The sequence below is a fragment of the Parafrankia sp. FMc2 genome, assembly GCF_041008525.1.
GTDB lineage: Bacteria > Actinomycetota > Actinomycetes > Frankiales > Frankiaceae > Parafrankia.
In genome coordinates, this window is sequence record NZ_JBFLUG010000020.1 from 21,152 (window position 1) to 38,812 (window position 17,661).

Annotated in this window: 13 protein-coding genes, 1 tRNA gene, 1 other RNA gene and 1 pseudogene; 6 read left to right on the plus strand and 10 right to left on the minus strand. The window is 73.0% G+C overall.

What is annotated here, in order from left to right; all coding sequences use genetic code 11:
• Positions 1-161 precede the first annotated feature (161 nt).
• Positions 162-3,305 carry an AfsR/SARP family transcriptional regulator gene (locus AB1460_RS09945; RefSeq protein ID WP_368960515.1) on the plus strand — a complete coding sequence of 1,048 codons (3,144 nt, stop codon included), beginning with the start codon at positions 162-164 and terminating at the stop codon, positions 3,303-3,305.
• On the opposite strand, the gene AB1460_RS09950 is transcribed toward AB1460_RS09945, so the two are convergent.
• The gene (locus AB1460_RS09950; protein ID WP_368960517.1) at positions 3,297-3,749 is read right to left on the minus strand and encodes a hypothetical protein; all 453 of its coding nucleotides are present in this window, start codon (positions 3,747-3,749) and stop codon (positions 3,297-3,299) included. The genes AB1460_RS09945 and AB1460_RS09950 overlap by 9 nt on opposite strands.
• A 540-nt stretch (positions 3,750-4,289) precedes the next feature.
• Here AB1460_RS09950 and AB1460_RS09955 point away from each other — a divergent pair.
• Positions 4,290-4,877 (plus strand): hypothetical protein, encoded by a 588-nt coding sequence (locus tag AB1460_RS09955; protein ID WP_368960519.1) that lies wholly within the window; start codon positions 4,290-4,292, stop codon positions 4,875-4,877.
• Between the two features lie 75 nt (positions 4,878-4,952).
• Here AB1460_RS09955 and recR read toward each other — a convergent pair whose 3' ends face one another.
• From recR to ffs, 4 genes are all read right to left on the minus strand, one after another.
• Positions 4,953-5,552: a recombination mediator RecR gene (gene recR / locus AB1460_RS09960; RefSeq protein WP_071082243.1), complete on the minus strand. Its 600-nt coding sequence runs from the start codon at positions 5,550-5,552 to the stop codon at positions 4,953-4,955.
• 13 nt (positions 5,553-5,565) lie between these two features.
• Entirely contained in the window at positions 5,566-6,006 is a 441-nt protein-coding gene (locus AB1460_RS09965) for a YbaB/EbfC family nucleoid-associated protein (RefSeq protein WP_368960522.1), read from the minus strand.
• Positions 6,007-6,067: 61 nt separating this feature from the next.
• A complete protein-coding gene (locus tag AB1460_RS09970; RefSeq protein ID WP_368960524.1) occupies positions 6,068-8,806 on the minus strand; it encodes a DNA polymerase III subunit gamma and tau in 2,739 nt (912 codons plus the stop codon).
• A gap of 36 nt (positions 8,807-8,842) precedes the next feature.
• An RNA gene (ffs, locus tag AB1460_RS09975) (signal recognition particle sRNA small type) lies at positions 8,843-8,939 on the minus strand.
• 117 nt (positions 8,940-9,056) lie between these two features.
• Between ffs and AB1460_RS09980 the strand changes: the two genes are divergently transcribed.
• The 4 genes and pseudogenes from AB1460_RS09980 to AB1460_RS09995 all read left to right on the plus strand — a co-directional run.
• Positions 9,057-9,141 (plus strand) — tRNA-Ser (locus tag AB1460_RS09980).
• Between the two features lie 361 nt (positions 9,142-9,502).
• Positions 9,503-11,179 carry a diguanylate cyclase domain-containing protein gene (locus tag AB1460_RS09985; RefSeq protein WP_368960526.1) on the plus strand — a complete coding sequence of 559 codons (1,677 nt, stop codon included), beginning with the start codon at positions 9,503-9,505 and terminating at the stop codon, positions 11,177-11,179.
• A 299-nt stretch (positions 11,180-11,478) separates the two neighbouring features.
• Positions 11,479-11,757, plus strand: coding sequence for a CopG family transcriptional regulator (locus AB1460_RS09990; RefSeq protein WP_368960528.1), 279 nt, complete (start codon positions 11,479-11,481; stop codon positions 11,755-11,757).
• Positions 11,754-12,080, plus strand: a pseudogene (locus AB1460_RS09995) (hypothetical protein); the annotation flags it as partial. The gene AB1460_RS09990 and the pseudogene AB1460_RS09995, both read left to right, overlap by 4 nt.
• 217 nt (positions 12,081-12,297) lie before the next feature.
• Here AB1460_RS09995 and AB1460_RS10000 read toward each other — a convergent pair.
• The 5 genes from AB1460_RS10000 to AB1460_RS10020 form a co-directional block, all read right to left on the minus strand.
• The gene (locus tag AB1460_RS10000) at positions 12,298-12,609 is read right to left on the minus strand and encodes an SHOCT domain-containing protein (RefSeq protein ID WP_368960530.1); all 312 of its coding nucleotides are present in this window, start codon (positions 12,607-12,609) and stop codon (positions 12,298-12,300) included.
• A 253-nt stretch (positions 12,610-12,862) separates the two neighbouring features.
• Positions 12,863-15,238, minus strand: coding sequence for a heavy metal translocating P-type ATPase (locus AB1460_RS10005; RefSeq protein ID WP_368960531.1), 2,376 nt, complete (start codon positions 15,236-15,238; stop codon positions 12,863-12,865).
• A gap of 24 nt (positions 15,239-15,262) precedes the next feature.
• On the minus strand, positions 15,263-16,237 hold the full coding sequence (locus AB1460_RS10010; protein WP_368960533.1) for a hypothetical protein: 975 nt from the start codon (positions 16,235-16,237) through the stop codon (positions 15,263-15,265).
• 65 nt (positions 16,238-16,302) lie between these two features.
• On the minus strand, positions 16,303-16,509 hold the full coding sequence (locus AB1460_RS10015; protein WP_368960535.1) for a heavy-metal-associated domain-containing protein: 207 nt from the start codon (positions 16,507-16,509) through the stop codon (positions 16,303-16,305).
• 135 nt (positions 16,510-16,644) lie between these two features.
• Positions 16,645-17,493 carry a hypothetical protein gene (locus AB1460_RS10020; protein WP_368960537.1) on the minus strand — a complete coding sequence of 283 codons (849 nt, stop codon included), beginning with the start codon at positions 17,491-17,493 and terminating at the stop codon, positions 16,645-16,647.
• Positions 17,494-17,661: the final 168 nt, after the last annotated feature.

Genomic DNA, 17,661 nt, shown 5'->3' on the forward strand with positions numbered 1-17,661 from the left:
CAGCAGCGCTGCGGTCGGCTTGCATGCTCGATGCCTTCCCGGTTGCGCGGGGATCGCGCGCCGGCGGTGCCGGGCGCGGCGGCATCGCGCGCATGGCGCCTGGGAGTGTGTGTCCGGCGTGTGACGAGTTGTTGCCGCGTGTGGCTCCTATGATCGGTTGCGTGCGCGTGCGCCTGCTGGGCCCGGTGGACGTCGTGGACGGAGCCGGGAGAACGATCGCCATCGGCAGCCCGACGCAGCGGCTGCTGCTTGCCGTGCTGGGCTCCCGCCCGGGGGACGTGGTCCCCCCGTCACGGCTGGTCGACGCGGTGTGGGGGGAGCACCCGCCGCCATCCGCTGATGCGACGCTGCGTTCGTACATCTCGCGGCTGCGGCGCATTCTCGGGGACGCGCTGCCGACCCGTCCTGGCGGCTGGTCGTTGCATCTTGCCCCGGAGCAGATCGACATCGCGGTGTTCGACCGACTGGTCAGGCTCTCCCGCGAGCTGCCTGACGCCGTGGAGCGGCTCGCCGCCCTGGACGATGCCCTCGCCCTCTGGCGGGGCCCCGCCTTCGGGGAACTGGCCGACGACCCGGTGCTGCGGCCCGTCGCGGTGCGCCTCGCCGAGGCCCGGGACGCGGCGCGCGAGTCCCGGGCCGCGCTGCTGCTGCACGCCGGGCATCCCGCCGAGGCGGTGGGTGCCGCGGAGGAAGTGCTCGCCGAACTCCCGTGGCGGGAGTCGGCCTGGGTGACGCTGGTCGAGGCGCTGTGCCGGACGGGGCGCGCGGCCGACGCGGCCGCCGCCTATCGCCGGGCGCACGAGGCCCTGGCCGGCGCGGGTCTGGAACCGGGCCCCGCGCTGCGCGCCGCGCAGGCCACGGCGCTCGCCGTGGGAAGTGGCAGCACCCCGGCGGCGCCGCCGGCGCCGCCGGAGGCGGCCCTGGCCCCGTCCGAGTCCCCGGCGTCGCCGCCGCGGGCGCGGCGGTTCCGCCGGCCCGTCACGTCCCTGTGGGGGAGGGCGGCCGATCTGGCCGCGGTGAGTGACCTGCTGGGTTCGGCGCGCCTCGTCACGCTGTTCGGGCCGGGCGGGGTCGGTAAGACCCGGCTGGCGCTGCATCTCGCTGACAGCCTCGCCGAGCGGTTCGCGCACGGCGTCCGCCTGATCGAGCTGGCGACCGTCGGTGATCCGGGCGCCGTCGCCGCCGTGGTCGCCGACGGGTTCGGGGTACGCGGGACGGACGGCGACGTCACCGCCGCGCTCGAGGCCGTCGCGGACCTCGACGCGCTGGTGATCCTGGACAACTGTGAGCATGTCGTCGCCGAGGCGGCGGCCGTCGCGGCCGCGCTGGTCGAGGGCGGTAGCGGTGTGCGGGTCCTGGCCACGAGCCGTGAGCTGCTCGGCGTCGACGGCGAGCACTGCTGGCCGGTGCGTCCGCTGCGGGTTGACGGGCCCGAGGCACCCGCGCTCGCCCTGTTCTGGGACCGCGTCAACGCGGCCCGGCCCGCAGCGGTGCGGCCGGCAGCGGGGTCGGTGGCAGCGGGGTCGGCGGCAGCGGCGCGGGAGGCGGACCGGGCGGCGGCCGAGCGCATCGTCCGTCGGCTGGACGGCCTGCCGCTCGGCATCGAGATGGCGGCGGCGCGCAGCGCCGCGATGTCGCTGCCCGACCTCGCTGATCGTCTCGACAGCCATCTCGGCCTGCTCCGGGACAGCCGCCGTGGCGGCGCGGCTCGGCACCGCACCCTCGCCGACGTCGTGGGCTGGTCGGCCTCGATGCTGGACCGCCCGCACCGGGAAATGCTGCGGATCATGGGCGTGTTCGCCGGCCCGGTCGTCGCCACGGACGTCGCCGGGCTCGCCGGACTGAGCGAGACAGCGGCCCTGGACCTGCTCGACGCGCTGGTCGCGCGCTCGCTGGTGGCCGCGGATCCATCGACCAGCCCGACCCGCTACTCGTTACTGGACATCATCCGCGACTATGCGCGGCGCCAGCTCGGGGGGGCGGGCGACGAGCTGTTCACGGCGCACGCGCGGCACATCCTCGCCGAACTGCGCGCCGCCGACCTGCTCCTGCGGACACCGCACGAGGCCGAGGGCCACCAGCGGATGACCGCCCTGCTCGCCGAGGCACGGGCGGCCCAGAGCTGGGCGCTGGCGAACGACCCGCCGCTGGCGGTCGAGATCGCGGCAGCCCTGCACGTGTTCGCGATGTCGCGGCTGCGGCTCGAGCCGCTGGCCGCCGCGGTCGAGCTGGTCCGGGCGTTGGGGCTGCACCCGCCGACCGGCGCGGAGGTGCACAGCCTGGCGGGCCTGGTCGCCGATCTGACGGCGGGCCTGGCCCCGGGGGTCGCCGCGGGTGCGCTGTCGACCGTGCTGGCGACCGCCGCGGCCTGGTACGTCAGCGCCGGCGATCTGGAGACAGCAGAGGCCTGCGCCCAGCGTGGCCGGCTGATCGCCGGCGACGCCCCGGAACGCCGGTTCGCCCTCGAACTGCTCAGCGACATCGCCTCGTACCGCGGCCGGATCGGTGAGGCGGTGGACCACGGCTGGGAGCTGGTAGCGGCCTCCCGGTCCTGCGGCGACCGCCACACCGAGGTCGCCGGCCTGCTCAACATCATGATCGCCCACGCGTACGCCGGGAACGCCGGGAACGCCGAGGCCGGCCGCGCCGTGAGCACCCAGACTCCGGAGGGACCGCTGGCCCCCTCCGATCTCGGCTGGCTGGCCTACGGCGAGGCCGAGCTCATCCTTGACCGTGACCCGGCCCGCTGCCTGGGGCTGCTGGACCGTGCGATCGCCTTGGCCGACGGCGCCGGCAACGCCTTCCTGGGCGGGGTCGCCCGGGTCTCGGCGGTGTCGGTCCGGGCGCGCTGCGCGGATCCGGTCGAGGCGGTCGAGGCGTTCGCGCAGGTACTGCGGGACTGGCGCGAACAGCACGCCCTCACCCACCTGTTGACCACGTTGCGCAACCTTGTGGTGCTCTTCCAACGCCTGGACCGGCCGCGGTCGGCGGCCCGGCTGCTCGGCGCCGTGACGGCACGGGCAAGCAAGCCCAGCTTCGGTGCGGAGGCGGCGATGCTGTCGGCCGTGAGCAGCTGGGTCGACGAGGTTCTCGGATTCGAGGCCGCCGCGCGGGAGCGGGCGCATGGGACGGGCCTGAGTCCGGACGCGGCCGCCGCGATGGCCCTGGACGACCTCGCGGAGATCGCCGGCGCCTCGCGACCGGCCGGTTCGGGCTGCCCCGACCGCCCTGACCGCGTGGCAGACACCGCCCAGCCGGGTGGTGAGCCGACTGGCCCGGGCCGCCCGGAGAGCCGCTCAGCGTGAGCGCGCGGCAAGCAGGCGCAGGGTGAGCGTGCCCGCGACCGTGAGTGCCGCCGCGGTCGCGACCTCCCGCGGCAGGCGGTGCCGGGCCTCGTTCTGGATCGCCTCGTGGAACCGGTCGAAGCGGGCCGGCCAGGGACTCGACCCGACGAAATAGCGGCCGACCTTGTCGGTGTCCGGCAGGCAGGCGCCGACCATCCCGGCGAACACGCCTACCCGGCGGTCAGCCGGGGCCATCGCGGTGAGCAGCGCCATCTCCGCGAGGCCGGCGACGCCGTCCTTGCGGGCGATCGGCAGCCATTCGGGTTCGGTGCCCGGCCCGGTGCCCCAGTGCGGCATCGCGTCCATGACGAGGTGGGACAGGAAGCCGAGGGCCAGTGCCGCTCCCGGTTTCCGTGTGGCCATGCCGACAAACGCCCCGGCACCGACATGGGAACTGATGATCATGGCGGACGGCTCCTGCTCAGGTGATCGAGATCGGTCCTGACCTGGACTACCAGGCATGGTTCCACCCTGTCCTCCGCCCGGCTGTCAGCCGCACCGGGGGTCATCCCCGTTCGGGGGGGTGGGACATCGCCGATGTCCGTTCGTGTCTGGATGTCGATCCGTTGTTCTCCAGCGGGACCTCGACCGGGGAATGTGTGCCCATAGGACTCCGGACAGTCCGCGCACCACGTAGCATCTGCATGCATAGCGCAGTGGCACGGTGCCGGAGGCTGAATCTGCGGACGGCGCCGGGTCGCCTCCGTCGACGGGGTGTGACACATCGACCTGAATAAGCTGACTACCTGGGCAGATACCGGGCCCGGGGGGTTGGAAGGTGAAGCGTGACAGCCGTCCCTCGCGGACGCGTGTTCACTGGCACCGGCACGTGCAGCGGCAGAGGTACGTGCACCGGCGTCTGCACTCCATTCTATGGTCAGGCCTGCGCGGCACTGCCCGGCCGCCCGGCCGCGCCTGGTCGGGATGGCTAGGCGGGTGTCGAACATGAGGGTGAACGCCTCGGTTGTCACACCAGCGGATTTCCCGGGCACGCCAGCGGGTGCGATCGTGTCGGTGGCCTGGCGTCTGGAGGGCGCCGGTCCGGTGATCGGCGGCCTGCTGCCGCGCGGGCATCCCGACGGCGGCACACTGGGCAAGCGGATCCTGCGCGGCGAGCGGGTATGGGCCGCTGATCTGCATCCCTGGGACCAGGAGATCTCCGCCGAGGCCAGCCTGGTCGAGCCCGGCCCCCCCGGCAGCCCGGCGCGGATAGTCGTTCATGGGCCGGGCGGCGACATCGTCGGCTACCTGGACCAGCCGAGGCTTCCGTCCGGGCGGCTGGCCCGGATCACGACCGGGCTGCGTCGTGACGCGCGGCAGATCCGGATCCGTGCCGGCGGCCGGGTCTGGTGGGTGCGGGCGACACACATGTTCGGCGTGCGGGTGATGCGGGACGCCGACACCGTGGTCTACACGACACGAGGTCTGCACGCCGAGTTCGGCTCGGCCGCCGACCCGCTGGACGTGAGCATCGTGCTGCTGACGCTGGCGTCCATCCCGAGCTCCGCCTACGCGCCCATCCTGGGCTTCTGACCGGCAGGGGTCCGCGGGCCCCCGCGGCGAGCCAGTCGGACAGCCAGGCGGTGGGGCGGCAGGAGAGCCCGGTGATCAGGCGCTGACGACCCGGCGGCCCTCGAAGGCGCGACCGAGTGTCACCTCGTCGGCCCACTCGAGGTCGCCGCCCATGGGCAGCCCGCTCGCGAGCCGGGTGACCGTGAGACCCATCGGCGCGATCTGGCGTGCCAGGTAGGACGCCGTGACCTCACCCTCCGTGTTCGGGTCCGTAGCGAGGATGATCTCGGTGACGACCCCGTCCGCGAGCCGGGCCACCAGCTCGCGGATGTGAAGGTCATCCGGCCCCACGCCACCGATCGGGTTGATCGCTCCGCCGAGCACGTGGTACCTGCCACGGAACTCGCGGGTCCGCTCGATCGCGACGACGTCCTTCGACTCCTCGACGACACAGATCGCCGCCGGATCACGACGCGGATCCGTACAGATCCTGCACAGCTCCGACTGGGCCACGTTGAAGCAGGTCCGGCAGAACCGGACCTTCTCCTTGAGCTCGGTCAGCGCGTGGACCAGCCGGCGGACGTCGGCCGGGTCCGCCGCGAGCAGATGGAACGCAATGCGCTGCGCGCTCTTCGGCCCGATGCCGGGAAGCTGGCCCAGCTCGTCGATAACGTCCTGGACGACGCCTTCGTACACGGCGGCGGCTGACTCAGCCGAGCCCGGGAATACCCAGGCCGCCCAGTGCGCCCCCACCGGGCAGGGCGCCGGGCGCCGGCGCTCCGGCACCGAGACCGCCGCCGAGCCCACCCAGCCCGCCGAGCGCGCCGCCGAGGCCGCCGGTGGCGGCGCTCATCTTCTCGGCCGCGAGCCGGTGCGCGTTGGTGGTGGCGTCCCGCACCGCGGCGAGGACGAGGTCGGCGAGGGTCTCGGCGTCGTCCGGATCCACCGCCGCCGGCTCGATCACGAGGTCGACCAGCTCGCCGCCGCCGTTCACGGTCGCGATGACGAGCTCACCGCCGGCCGAGCCGGTGACGCGGGTCTCGGCCAGTTCCTGCTGGGCGTTGAACAGCGCGGCCTGCATCCGCTGCGCCTGCTCGAGAATGTGCCCCAGGTTGGCCCCGCCCCCGGCGGGGATCTGTGGGTTCGACATGACCGTGAGCCTACGTGCCCCCGGATGGAGATCCGAGGGCAACCGATGCCGGATCGGCCGGTCAGCCCGACTGCTCGATCACCGTGGCGCCGAGGCTCGTGCGGAGCAGGGCCATCGCGGCCTCCTCGCCGCCTCGGGCACCGCCCAGGTGGGTGGGCGCGTCCTCGTCGTCGAGGGAGACCTCATCCACCACCGGGGTGTCGCCGACGGCTCCGGCCACTGCCGCTGCTCCGCCCGCCACCCGGTGACCCACGCCGGTCGCCGCGCTCGCCGTCGCGGAGCCAGGCCCGCGGCCAGGTGTGCCCTGCCCGGCCCTGGCCGTCATCACCGCCGCCCGGGCCGCCGCGGCACCACCGCCACCGCCACCCGGACGGATCCCGGCCGCCTGCATCGGCCCTGGCCCGGCTCCCGGCGTCGCGCCCTGCCCTGGCACCTGGCCCATGCCGGGGCCTGGTGCCGGCGGTGCCGCCGGGCCACCCGCGGTCACCACGGCGCCGGCTCTCACGACGGTGCGTGGCCCGGCTGCCTGGGCACCCCCGGGGAACGGACCACCAGACACACCACCGGTGCCGGCTGCTCCTGTCGCGACGGAGGCGTCAGCGGTGGGTGCTGCGGGGGCGGGGGACATCGTCGTGTGCGCCCGCGGCCCGCTCCCGCCACCGGCCTGGTCGGTGACGGGCCCGGACCATCCGCCCGCGGAGCCGACGCCGTTCGCCGGCCCGCCCGGGCCGGCTGCGTTCCCCGGAACGGGGACAGCGGGGTTGGACGCCGCGCCGTTGTAGGGGCCGCCGGGCTGCCCGACCGCGGCCATCTGCGACGTGTAGCCCGGGTCCGACCCGTTCCCGTACTCGGGCGGTGCACTGTGCGCCGGCGGTGCGCCGTAACCAGCCGGTGCGCTGTGACCGGCCGGTGCGCCGTACTCGGCCGGCACAGGTGCGCCCTGCCCGCCGGGGCCGCCGTGAAAGTCCGGCCCGGCGCTGCGGCCGGGCCCGCCGGCGGCCGGCCTCCCGGCGCCACCGGCCCCACCGGGAGGCGGCTGCGGACGCCCTCCCGACGGCCCGGGACCGCCGCCGCCGATCGTGATCCGCCACGACCCACCGAACCTGTCCGCGATCGCGGCGGCCAGGATCTCGATGTTGTTTCCCTGGCCGAACATCTTGGCCATCGCCGGCGCGGAGAACGCGATGATGACCTCGTCGCCGCGGACTTCGGTGACCGACGCGTAGTCCTTGAGGATCGCGTGGGTGCGGCGGCTGCGCCGGCCGGCGAACGTGAGCACCTCGTCCCACACGGCGGCGAGCCCCGCTGCGTCGAGACCGCCGACACCCGCCGCGGGCGTCGGCCCGCGGCCCCGCGGAGGCATGGCCGCCGCCGGCTGGGAGGGCGACCCGGCTGGCAGGTGCGCGGGCGCGGAGGGCGGGCCCTGTGGCACGTAGGCGGCCCGTGCGGGCACCGGTGGCGCCTGTGTGGCGGTCTGTGTGGCGGCTCCGTGGCCCGCTGCGGCGTTGCCGCCTGCCGCGAACCGGCCGCCGCCGGAAGTATCAGGGGAGTGGGGGCCGCCTGCGTACTCCCGGGCGCCGTCGACGTCCGCCGGGCCTGCCGGCGGCACCGCACCGGCGAGGGCGGGCGCGGGGGCGAGGGCGGGCGCGGGGCGACGCTCGAGCCGTTCGAGCCGGACGGCAAGCGCAGCCGGATCCGCCGCGGCGCCAGGGAGCAGCGCACGGGCCAGGATCAGTTCGAGCAGCAGCCGGGGGCTCGCTGTTCCGCGCATCTCGACGAGGCCGGTGTGCAGGACGTCTGCCGTGCGGGAGAGTTCCACCGGCCCGATGCGGCCCGCCTGGGCGCGCATCCGGTCGACCTGGTCGCTGGAGAACGACTCCAGCAGGCCGCGCTCGGCGGCGTCGGGCACCGCGGCGACCACGATGAGATCACGGAGGCGGTCGAGCAGGTCCGTCGCGAACCGCCGCGGATCATGACCGGACGAGACCACACGGTCGACCACGGTGAACAGTGCGGCGCCGTCGCGTTCGGCCAGGGCGTCCACGGTCTCGTCGAGCAGGATCCCGTCGGTCATGCCCAGCAGCGCCACCGCGCGCTCGTAACTGAGCCCACCCTCTCCGGCGCCGGCCAGCAGCTGGTCGAGGACGGACAGCGAATCCCGGACGGAGCCCGCTCCCGCCCGCACCACCAGCGGTAGCACCGCCGGGTCGACGACGACGCCCTCCTGCTCGCAGATCGACTCCAGGTGCTTGCGGAGGACACCGGGAGGCACCAGCCGGAAGGCGTAGTGATGTGTCCGGGACCGGATGGTGGCGATCACCTTGTCCGGCTCGGTGGTGGCGAAGACGAACTTCAGGTACGGCGGCGGCTCCTCGACCACCTTCAGCAGCGCGTTGAACGCCGCCGCCGTGACCATGTGCGCCTCGTCGACCACGAAGACCTTGAACCGTGCCGACGCCGGCGCGAAGAAGGCGCGCTCCCGCAGGTCACGCGCATCATCGACGAGACCGTGCGAGGCGGCGTCGATCTCGGTGACGTCCATCGACGAACCGGTGCGGATCGAGACGCACTGGTCACACACCCCGCAGGGCTCTGGCGTCGGGCCCTTCTCGCAGTTCAGCGACGCCGCCAGAATCCGGGCCGAGGAGGTCTTCCCGCAGCCGCGGGGGCCGCTGAACAGGTAGGCGTGGTGCAGCCGCCCGCTCCGCAGCGCGTGCCCGAGTGCGTCGGTGACGTGCTCCTGGCCGACCACCTGGGCGAAGGTGGCGGGCCGGTACCTGTTGTACAGCGCAGTGCTCACTCGTCTGCTCCGGATGCTCGCAAGGCTCGCCCGAACGAGGAGGACCCCCCGCACACCCGCCAGAGCCCGCTTACCCTTGCTGCCTTCCGGCCCTGGGGGAGTTCACGAGGGTAGCGCCGCACGAGGGGTCTGCTGGGCAGTCTAGCGGTCCGCCCGCGATCATGGCGGCGGGGGTCCGGTGGCCGCCTGTGACCTCGTTCGCGCCCCCCCGATGCCCCGCTCCGCGCCACCGTCGGATAGGCTCCCCCACGGAGGATTCGCCTAGTGGCCTAGGGCGCACGCTTGGAAAGCGTGTTGGGGGCAACCCCTCGAGAGTTCGAATCTCTCATCCTCCGCCGTGATCTTCTCGGGTTCGCCGGCCGGCTCAGGCTTCTGGCCAGGCGCAACGCGACCGGCCCCGTTCTCGCTCGATGTCTCTCCCGTTCTGGTGAGGACATGGCGTGGACGTCGCGTCGCACGCGGTACCGCAGCCGTCTCGGCCGCCTGCTGGCCCGCCGAGCGCAACAGATGCGTGTAGAGCGTCCCCGTGATCGCTGTCGAAGAGTGATCGAGCTGCTTGGACACCAAGGTGATGTCTGCGCCCTCGGCATCCAGGTCGACCTTCCGACGGAGCCCCTCTGCTCGGATACCCCCACCGGGTCGTCGCTATCCGAATTCAAATGATTTCGATACGCTTACGTCGGGAGGGTGTGAGCGATGTCCGGACTCCGTAGAGGTGTCGTCGCTGTACACGGCCTGTGGCGTCCGGGCGGTGCGGGTCACCAGCCACGGGCTTTGGGGTGTGCCGTCGTCGCCGCCCTGACGCTGCTGGGGCTGGATGTTGCTTTCTCGGTGCTGCTGGACCTGCGCTCCGCCCGTGTCGCCACGAACCTCGTCTCCGTCGCCGCCCAGTTCGCCGCCGCGGTCGCCTGTTTCTGGACCGCCCGGTGGGTACGCGGGGCGGAGCGCCGCTGGAGGGTGCTCGTCGGTCTCACTGCCACCGGAGCGGTGGTAGCCAGCCTCGCGATCGTACCGACGTTGCTGGCCGGAGACCTGCCCCACAGGCAAGGCATGTCCCCGGGGTATGCCGTCTTCCTCTCCCTCTACGGGGTGGCCCTGGCCGGGTTGCTGTCCGTGCCCACCGACCCGGTGGATGACCGGGGCGGGAGTGCTGGCAGGCGGCGGCGCGGCGCCTACCGGTGGTATGCGATCACCCTGCTGGACTGCCTGCTGATCGCCGGCTCGCTCGTCCTGCTGCAATGGGGGACGGTGCTCTCCGCGGTCGTCCAGACGGGCCCCGACATCAGACCGTTCCGGCTCGCTCTGACCCATCAGGGCGCCGGCCTGATCCTCGCCACCGCGGTCGTGCTGATCGCCAGCTTCCGTCGCCCCCGCGCCCCCGCGACGCTGGCACTACTGGGCACCGGCCTGCTGGCCTATGGACTCACCACCAACATCATCTCCTACGTTGCCGCGGAGCACGGGTTCCACCTGCCGCCCTGGGGCCTGATCGGGTTCGCTTTCGCCTTCCTGCTGATCTTCCTTGCCGCGTTCGTCCCGGTCCCGACCCCCACGCCCCCCGAGGGCCCCGCCCCGCCCGGCCCGCGGGTGATGTGGGCACACTCCGCGCTGCCCTACGTAGCGCTCACTGCCGCGGGCCTGCTGATCCTTTGCAAGCTGGCCACCGGTGCCCGCCTCGACCGGTTCGAGACCTACGGGATGATCACGCTGCTGGTGCTCGCCCTGCTGCGGCAGATGGTCACCCTCGCCGAGAACACCCGGCTACTCGCCGAGATCCGGGAACGCGAACGGCAACTGCACCACCAGGCGTTCCACGACCCGCTGACCGGCCTGGCGAACCGGGCACTGTTCACCCACCGGCTGCAACGAGCCCTCACCCAGGGCACCGACAGTGACGCCACCCGCGCCCCCGCCGACGGCACGGTGTCTGTCCTGTTCCTGGACCTCGACGGCTTCAAGCGGGTCAACGACGCCTTCGGCCACTCCGTCGGCGACGAACTCCTCCAGATCAGCGCCGACCGGCTACGCGCGGAAACCCGCGCCATCGACACCGTCGCCCGCCTCGGCGGCGACGAGTTCGGCGTCATCCTCGACGGCGGCGGCCCCTACGACCCCCGCCGCATCGGCGAACGGCTCGCCACCGCCATCCAGGCCCCCTGCCTGCTGGCGGGGCGGCCCTACACCCCCCACGCCAGCCTCGGCCTGGTCACCCTCGACAGCGCCGCTCACCGGCCCGCCACTCCCGACATCCTGATCCACCAGGCCGACCTGGCCATGTACGCCGCCAAACGGGAACAAGCCGGCGGACTCGTCATCTACCAACCCGAGATGCCCACTCCCACCCACCACCCCGGCCGCCCTGGACAGCCATAGTTTCCCGTACCGGGTTTGATGAGGGCTCCATGCTCGACGGGCGACCACGCCGATCTCCATGTACTGGTGGCGCGGCTCGCTGCCCTTGCCGTCCGCGGCGTGCATGGCGCACAGGTCCCGGTGGGCCAGTGTCTCCACGACGGCCAGCGCCACCGGCCGAGCCGGTCGACCAGCTGCAGGTCTCGTCGCTCAGGCCGCCGAAGTCGTCGGGGTCGGCGGGGTCGTCGGGGTCGGCGAGCGGCGCCCGGGCGATGTCCGTGAACGTCCAGGCGGCATTTCGCTGACGCTCGGTCTCTTGTATGGCAACGAAGAAGATCACGGTGACGATTCCCGAGGATCTCCTGGACGAGATCCGCGCGGAGGCGGCAGAACGGGGTTTGTCGGCGTACGTCGCCGACGCGCTGCGCTTCAAGCGCGACCGGGACCGGCTCCTCGAACTGGTCGGCTGGCTGCAGGAAGAACACGGCCCCGTCACCGAGGACGAGCGTGCGGCAGCGCTCGACGAGTTGGAGGAACTCGACGCCGAACATGAGCGGCGCCGTACCGCCGGGCAGAACAACGTCGGAGAGGTGGCGTGAAGAAGCGGACCGGTGAGTACGGGCAGCGGTCGCTCCGTGTCTTCGTACTGGACTGTGAAGCCCTGTCCCTCGCGGTACGCGGCGATCGGAAGATGATCGCCTGGCTCGACCTCGCGGCGCGAGGGGAGGCCGAGGTGGTGACCTCTCCGGTGACACTGGTCGAAGCGTACGACGGCAGAACGACCGAACAGCGCTGGGACTGGGTACTGTCCCGGCTTCAGGTCGTCGACATCGGGAAGGACGAGGCCCGCCAGGCGCGCCGACTCCTGGCCAACGCCAGGTTGAACGGCCACAAGTACGCGATCGAGGCCGTGCTCGTCGTCAGGAAGGTGTGACCGGCCCGCGGTGGTCTCAGCGCTGCTCTCATGCACCCACGTCCAGCACTGTCCGGAACCCCACCATCACCCGCTCCGCCGCAGGCCAGATCGATGCCAGTACGACGCCCGCAGGATGGCGGCGACGCTCGGGAACAGAGGAGCGGCCGTGGCCGCGCTGGAAGTGGGTGGGCGTGCCGCAGCCGGTCGGCGCCTCGGGTAGTCGTCAGTGTTTGACGAGGTGGTCGGTCGTCTCACGGAGGGTGGCGAGGCGGGCGCGGTACTCCTGTTCGTCGATCTCACCGCGGGCGAAGCGGTCGGCCAGGACCTGCTCGGGGGACGGCCCGGTGGGCCCCCCGGTTTCCGCGGGCCCGGCGGGTGGCCGCATCGGGAGGCGAGCGCGATCGCCGGCGTGGGTCAGCGCCCGTACCACCAGCACCGCCCCGATGATGAGCACAGCCCAGAACAACAACATGCCCAGGGACATGGCGAACCAGCCCCAGCCGTTCATACCGTGGCCGTCGTTCCAGTACATCATCACTGCCACCTCCCGGAGTGAGTGGACGGACGGCCCGAATCGGATCCCGCCCCGTACCCCTCCCGCCCCGTACCCCCTCCCGCCTCCAGGGTGCGGCGACTCGCGCAGGAGCGCAGGTGCTGGACGACCCGAGGCCACTGAGTGGTCCGGACCCGACCGTGGGGGTTCCGGGCGGGTTGACGGCGATGGGCCGGTTCGTGTTCCGGTGGACGGTCGCGCGCGGAACCTGTCTGCACGAGTTCGGCCGACAGTCTCAGCTGGATATCTTCGGGGTGTCTCGGCGTGATGGGGAGATGGGTGCTGCCGTGGCGGCCGGGGCGTCGACCTGTGCGGTGAAGCGGCGCAGCCGCAGGCTGTTGGCGACGACGAACACCGAGCTGAACGCCATGGAGGCGCCGGCGATCATCGGGTTGAGCAGACCTGCCGCTGCGAGAGGCAGTGCCGCGAGGTTGTAGGCGAACGCCCAGAACAGGTTGCCCCTGATGGTCGCCAGGGTGCGGCGGGAGAGCCGGATCGCGTCGGCGGCGGCCCGCAGGTCGCCGCGGACGAGGGTGAGATCGCTGGCCTCGATCGCGACGTCGGTGCCGGTGCCCATGGCGAGGCCGAGGTCGGCCTGGGCGAGGGCGGGGGCGTCGTTGACGCCGTCGCCGACCATCGCGACGACCTTGCCCTCGGCCTGCAGGCGCCTGATCACGTCGACCTTGTCGGCCGGCAGCACCTCCGCGATGAGGGTGCCCGGGCTGGTCTCGATGCCGACCTCTGTCGCGACCGTGCGCGCGACGGCCGCGTTGTCGCCGGTGAGCAGCACGGGGGTGAGCCCCAGCTGGCGGAGCTGGGCCACGGCCTGGGCCGAGGTGGGTTTCACGACGTCCGCGACGACGAGGACGGCGCGGGCCTTCCCGTCCCAGGCGACGCCGATGGCGGTGCGGCCGGCCGCCTCGGCGGTGCTCCTGGCCGTGGCGAGGTCGGGCGGCAGCGGCTGGCTCCACCTCTCCAGCAGGGCCGCCCGCCCGATGAGGACGGCGTGCCCGTCGACAACCCCCTGGACGCCGAGTCCTTCGAGGTTGCTGAACTGCTCGACGTCGGGCAGGTCGCCGACCCGCTCGCGGGCGCCGCGGGCGACCGCGGCGGCGATCGGGTGTTCGGACGCGTTCTCCAACGCTCCGGCGAGCCGGAGCATCTCGGTCTCATCCACACCGGCGGCGACGTGGATCTCGACCAGGTTCATGCGTCCCGCGGTGACGGTGCCGGTCTTGTCGAGCACGATCGTGTCGACGCGCCGGGTGGATTCAAGTACTTCGGGGCCCTTGATGAGGATGCCGAGCTGCGCTCCCCGGCCCGTTCCGACCAGCAGTGCCGTCGGGGTGGCCAGCCCGAGTGCACACGGGCAGGCGATGATCAGCACGGCGACCGCGGCGGTGAACGCGGCGGCCGGCCCGGCGCCCGCGCCGAGCCAGAAGGCCAGGGTGGCCGCGGCCAGGGTGATGACGACCGGCACGAACACGCCGGAGATCCGGTCGGCGAGCCGCTGCGCGGCGGCCTTGCCGTTCTGGGCGTCCTCGACGAGCCTGGCCATCTGGGCCAGCTGGGTGTCGGCGCCGACCCGGGTGGCGCGCACGACCAGTCGCCCGCCGGCGTTCACCGTCGCTCCGGTGACGGAGTCGCCCGGGGCGACCTCCACGGGGACGGACTCGCCGGTCAGCATCGAGGCGTCGACGGCCGAGGAGCCTTCGTCGACCACGCCGTCGGTGGCGATCCGCTCACCGGGCCGGACGACGAACCGCTCGCCGACGGCCAGCTGCCCGATCGGGACCCGGACCTCCGTGCCGTTCCGCAGAACAGCCACGTCCTTGGCACCGAGTTCGAGCAGGGCGCGCAGCGCCGCGCCGGCCTGCCGCCTGGCACGCGCCTCGAAGTAGCGGCCGGCGAGGATGAAGGTGGTGACTCCGGCCGCGACTTCCAGGTAGATGTTGCCGGTGCCGTCGCCGCGGGCGACCGTCAGCTCGAACGGGTGCGTCATCCCCGGTGTCCCGGCTGTGCCGAACTGCAGCGCGTACAACGACCAGCCGAACGCCGCACCGACGCCGATCGAGATCAGCGTGTCCATCGTCGCGGCGCCGTGTCGCAGGTTCGTCCAGGCGGCGCGGTGGAAGGGCCAGGCGGCCCAGGTCACGACGGGGCTCGCCAGGACGAGCGAGAACCACTGCCAGTTCGTGAACTGCAGCGCCGGGACCATCGCCAGCACGATGACCGGAACCGCGAGCACGATGCTGGTGACCAGGCGGTGGCGCAGTGGTCGAGCCGGATCGGGTTCGGCGCCCGCCACACCTGCGGCCGGTTCGAGGCCCGCGGCCGGAGGCCGGGGCAGTTCGGCGGTGTAGCCGGCCGCCTCCACCTGGGCGACCAGCACGGCCGGGTCGACGCCCTCGGGGGCGTTCACCCGGGCTTTCTCGGTGGCGTAGTTGACGGTGGCGGTGACGCCGTCGAGCTTGTTCAGCCTGCGTTCGATCCGGTTGGCGCAGGACGCGCAGGTCATCCCGCCGATCGCGAGCTCGATCTCGGTGACCGGGGCGTCGGTGGCGTGCGCCGTGGTGGTGGCGGTCGTGGTTGTTGTGGTGGTGGTGCTCATGCCGGTCGATGTCTCCTCTCGCGATCAGTGCCCATGGCTGTCGTCGGCGTGCCCCGCCGCGGGCGATGTCGTGGGTGATGTCGTGGGTGATGCGGTGGCGGCGTCCGGCACGGCCGGTCCGGTGGGCACCGTGAACTCCGCCGTGCGGACGACTCCGTCGTGCCGGAAGTCGAGGAACAGCCGATAGCGGCCCTCGGTCGGCACATCGGCCACGAACGGGATGTCCGGGCCGGCCGACGTCTCCTCCCTGTCGGGATGTACGTGCAGGTAGGCCAGGTCGCCCTCGCGCAGCGCCACCAGGTGCCCGTGGGCGCCGAGGTAGGGCTCCAGGTCCGTCACCGGCCGCCCGTCCCTGTGAACCGTCAGGGTGAGCGGCGACGCCTGCCCGCCGACCAGGTCGCCGGCGAGAGTCACCTCGTAGCCGTCCACCGAAGCGCTGCGTGTCGGCAGGTGGGCGATCGGCTCGAACAGGCCCGGGGCGGTGAGGTCGACGCCCAGGGTGATGGCCGTGGCGCCGGTGGGGGTGAAGTCCGCGAACGCCCGGTAGGAACCGGCTGCGCGCACCGGCAGGGGAACGGACCAGGTCCCGTCGGGTGTCATCGTCGGATGGAGGTGCTGGAACGCGCTGCCGTCGCGGCGCACCACGATCAGGTGCATCCGTCTGTCGTGCTCGACGTCGAAGGCGGTGACGGCTTCCCCGCCGGGCCCGGTGATCCGGAACGTGAAGTCGTCCGTGTCATCCAGTGCCAGGGCCGACGCGGTGGGTGTGAAGGTGTAGCCGCTCAGGCTCGACGCCAACCCGCCCGGCAGGTCCGATGCGTCATCCGGGGCGGTGCCGCGGTGGCCGTCCCCGTGGCCGGTGTCGCCGGTGTCGGAGCTGTGTTCCGGGCCGGCGGTGACCGCGTCCAGCGGACCGACCGCCGCGCCGACGCCGTAGGCACCACCGATGACCAGGGTGAGCGCTGTGCCGAAGGCGGCCAGTCTCGCGATCGTGTTCATTCGCACTCCCTTCTCTCCCTTCTCGCGGGGCCTGGCCGTGACCGCGTCCCGCAGGGGCGCCGGCCTCAGCCGACGAGCTGGTAGCCGGCCTCCTCGACCGCGGTGCGTACCTTGGCCGGATCGAGCTCCTGGCCGCTGGTCACGGTGACCGCGCCGGAGTTCAGGTCCACCGCCACGTCGGTGACGCCGGCGATCTCGCCGAGTTCCTCGGTGACCGAGGCGACGCAGTGGGCGCAGGTCATGCCCGTGACGGTGTAAGTGGTCTCGCTCATCAGAGGTCCTCTCCCAGGGGCTGGGTGTCTCGGGGGTCGGGGTGACGCGCCGGAACCCGATGCACTCGAACCATACCCCCGGGGGGTATCCATGGGAAGGGTGTGAGAGGCCGACGAAGCGTGGGAAACCCGGACTCAGTCGTCGTGAGGTGCGGTGCCGGGGGAATGGGCGTGGCCCGACGTGGGCTGGGGCGACTGCGACTGCTCCGGCTCGCCGCTCTCGCCCGTCACCGGCGGCGTGGGGGTCGTCCCGCCCTCGCCGCCGTGGGGCGTTGGCGGATGCTCCTCGCCCTGACCGTGGGGGTGCGGAACGGACTCCTCCGCCACCTCGTGGCCGTGGCCGTGGCTGTGTGAACCGGCGAGTTCCACGGCGGGCAGCGCGAGGCCGGCGGCCCCGGCGCCGGCGGCACCGATCACGACGGCCGCGCTGAACGAGGAGCGGAACCCGCGCGTGTGCCGGGACCACAGGCCCCACAGCACGAGGACGCAGGCCGCTGCCTCGAACGCGACCGTGGTGAGGTCGACTCTGTCGACCTGTTCGGGCGTTCCGGAGTGGGGGCCGACGGGCAGCCCGGAGGTCCGGCTGATCGCCCACAGCAGGATCGACCCGGTGTTGACCAGCAGGCCCGCCGCCATCGTCGGCAGGCCGGCCGTCCGCATCACGGCGAGGGCCCAGCCCGCCTGGAAGATCGCGGTCGCGAAGAAGAACACCCCTGACAGCGGCCAGTCACCGAAGTGGCCCGGCGCGACAGCGAGATGGATGGCGGCGGCGCCGAGCGAGGCGAACGCCGCCGTGATCCTGCCTGCCCCGAGGTCGGCCATGATCCGAGGCGCGGCTCGCTTGTACCCGTGCGGGGTATCCGAACCAGGCCGCTCGGAGGCCGTCCCCGGCCGGCGGGGTGGCCTCCTGGTCGAGGTCGCGTTGCGGGCGGCGTGGCGCCCCGGCCGGCGGATCACAAGTGGTGCGGTGGGTGCACCGTCCACGGTCCGCCTCATGTGGTCAGGCGGGACGGCGCGGTAGTCGTACGGGCCGGTGGGCGGTGCCGTGTCGATGGGCCACTCCCCGGCCGAACGCCCGCGGTGTCGTCCACCCGGAGCTTCGTCCGCGGTGGCGCGCCGCCGGCTCGTGTGTCCGCTGCTCGGGTCCGTCAG

Coding starts and splice junctions, on each gene's coding strand:
- AB1460_RS09965 (WP_368960522.1), bottom strand. CDS start 6,006: ATGTCGAACCCACAGATCCCCGCCGGGGGCGGGGCCAACCTGGGGCAC.
- AB1460_RS10010 (WP_368960533.1), bottom strand. CDS start 16,237: ATGAACACGATCGCGAGACTGGCCGCCTTCGGCACAGCGCTCACCCTG.
- AB1460_RS09950 (WP_368960517.1), bottom strand. CDS start 3,749: ATGATCATCAGTTCCCATGTCGGTGCCGGGGCGTTTGTCGGCATGGCC.
- AB1460_RS09990 (WP_368960528.1), top strand. CDS start 11,479: ATGGCAACGAAGAAGATCACGGTGACGATTCCCGAGGATCTCCTGGAC.
- AB1460_RS10005 (WP_368960531.1), bottom strand. CDS start 15,238: ATGAGCACCACCACCACAACAACCACGACCGCCACCACCACGGCGCAC.
- AB1460_RS10015 (WP_368960535.1), bottom strand. CDS start 16,509: ATGAGCGAGACCACTTACACCGTCACGGGCATGACCTGCGCCCACTGC.
- AB1460_RS09955 (WP_368960519.1), top strand. CDS start 4,290: ATGAGGGTGAACGCCTCGGTTGTCACACCAGCGGATTTCCCGGGCACG.
- AB1460_RS09985 (WP_368960526.1), top strand. CDS start 9,503: ATGTCCGGACTCCGTAGAGGTGTCGTCGCTGTACACGGCCTGTGGCGT.
- AB1460_RS10000 (WP_368960530.1), bottom strand. CDS start 12,609: ATGATGTACTGGAACGACGGCCACGGTATGAACGGCTGGGGCTGGTTC.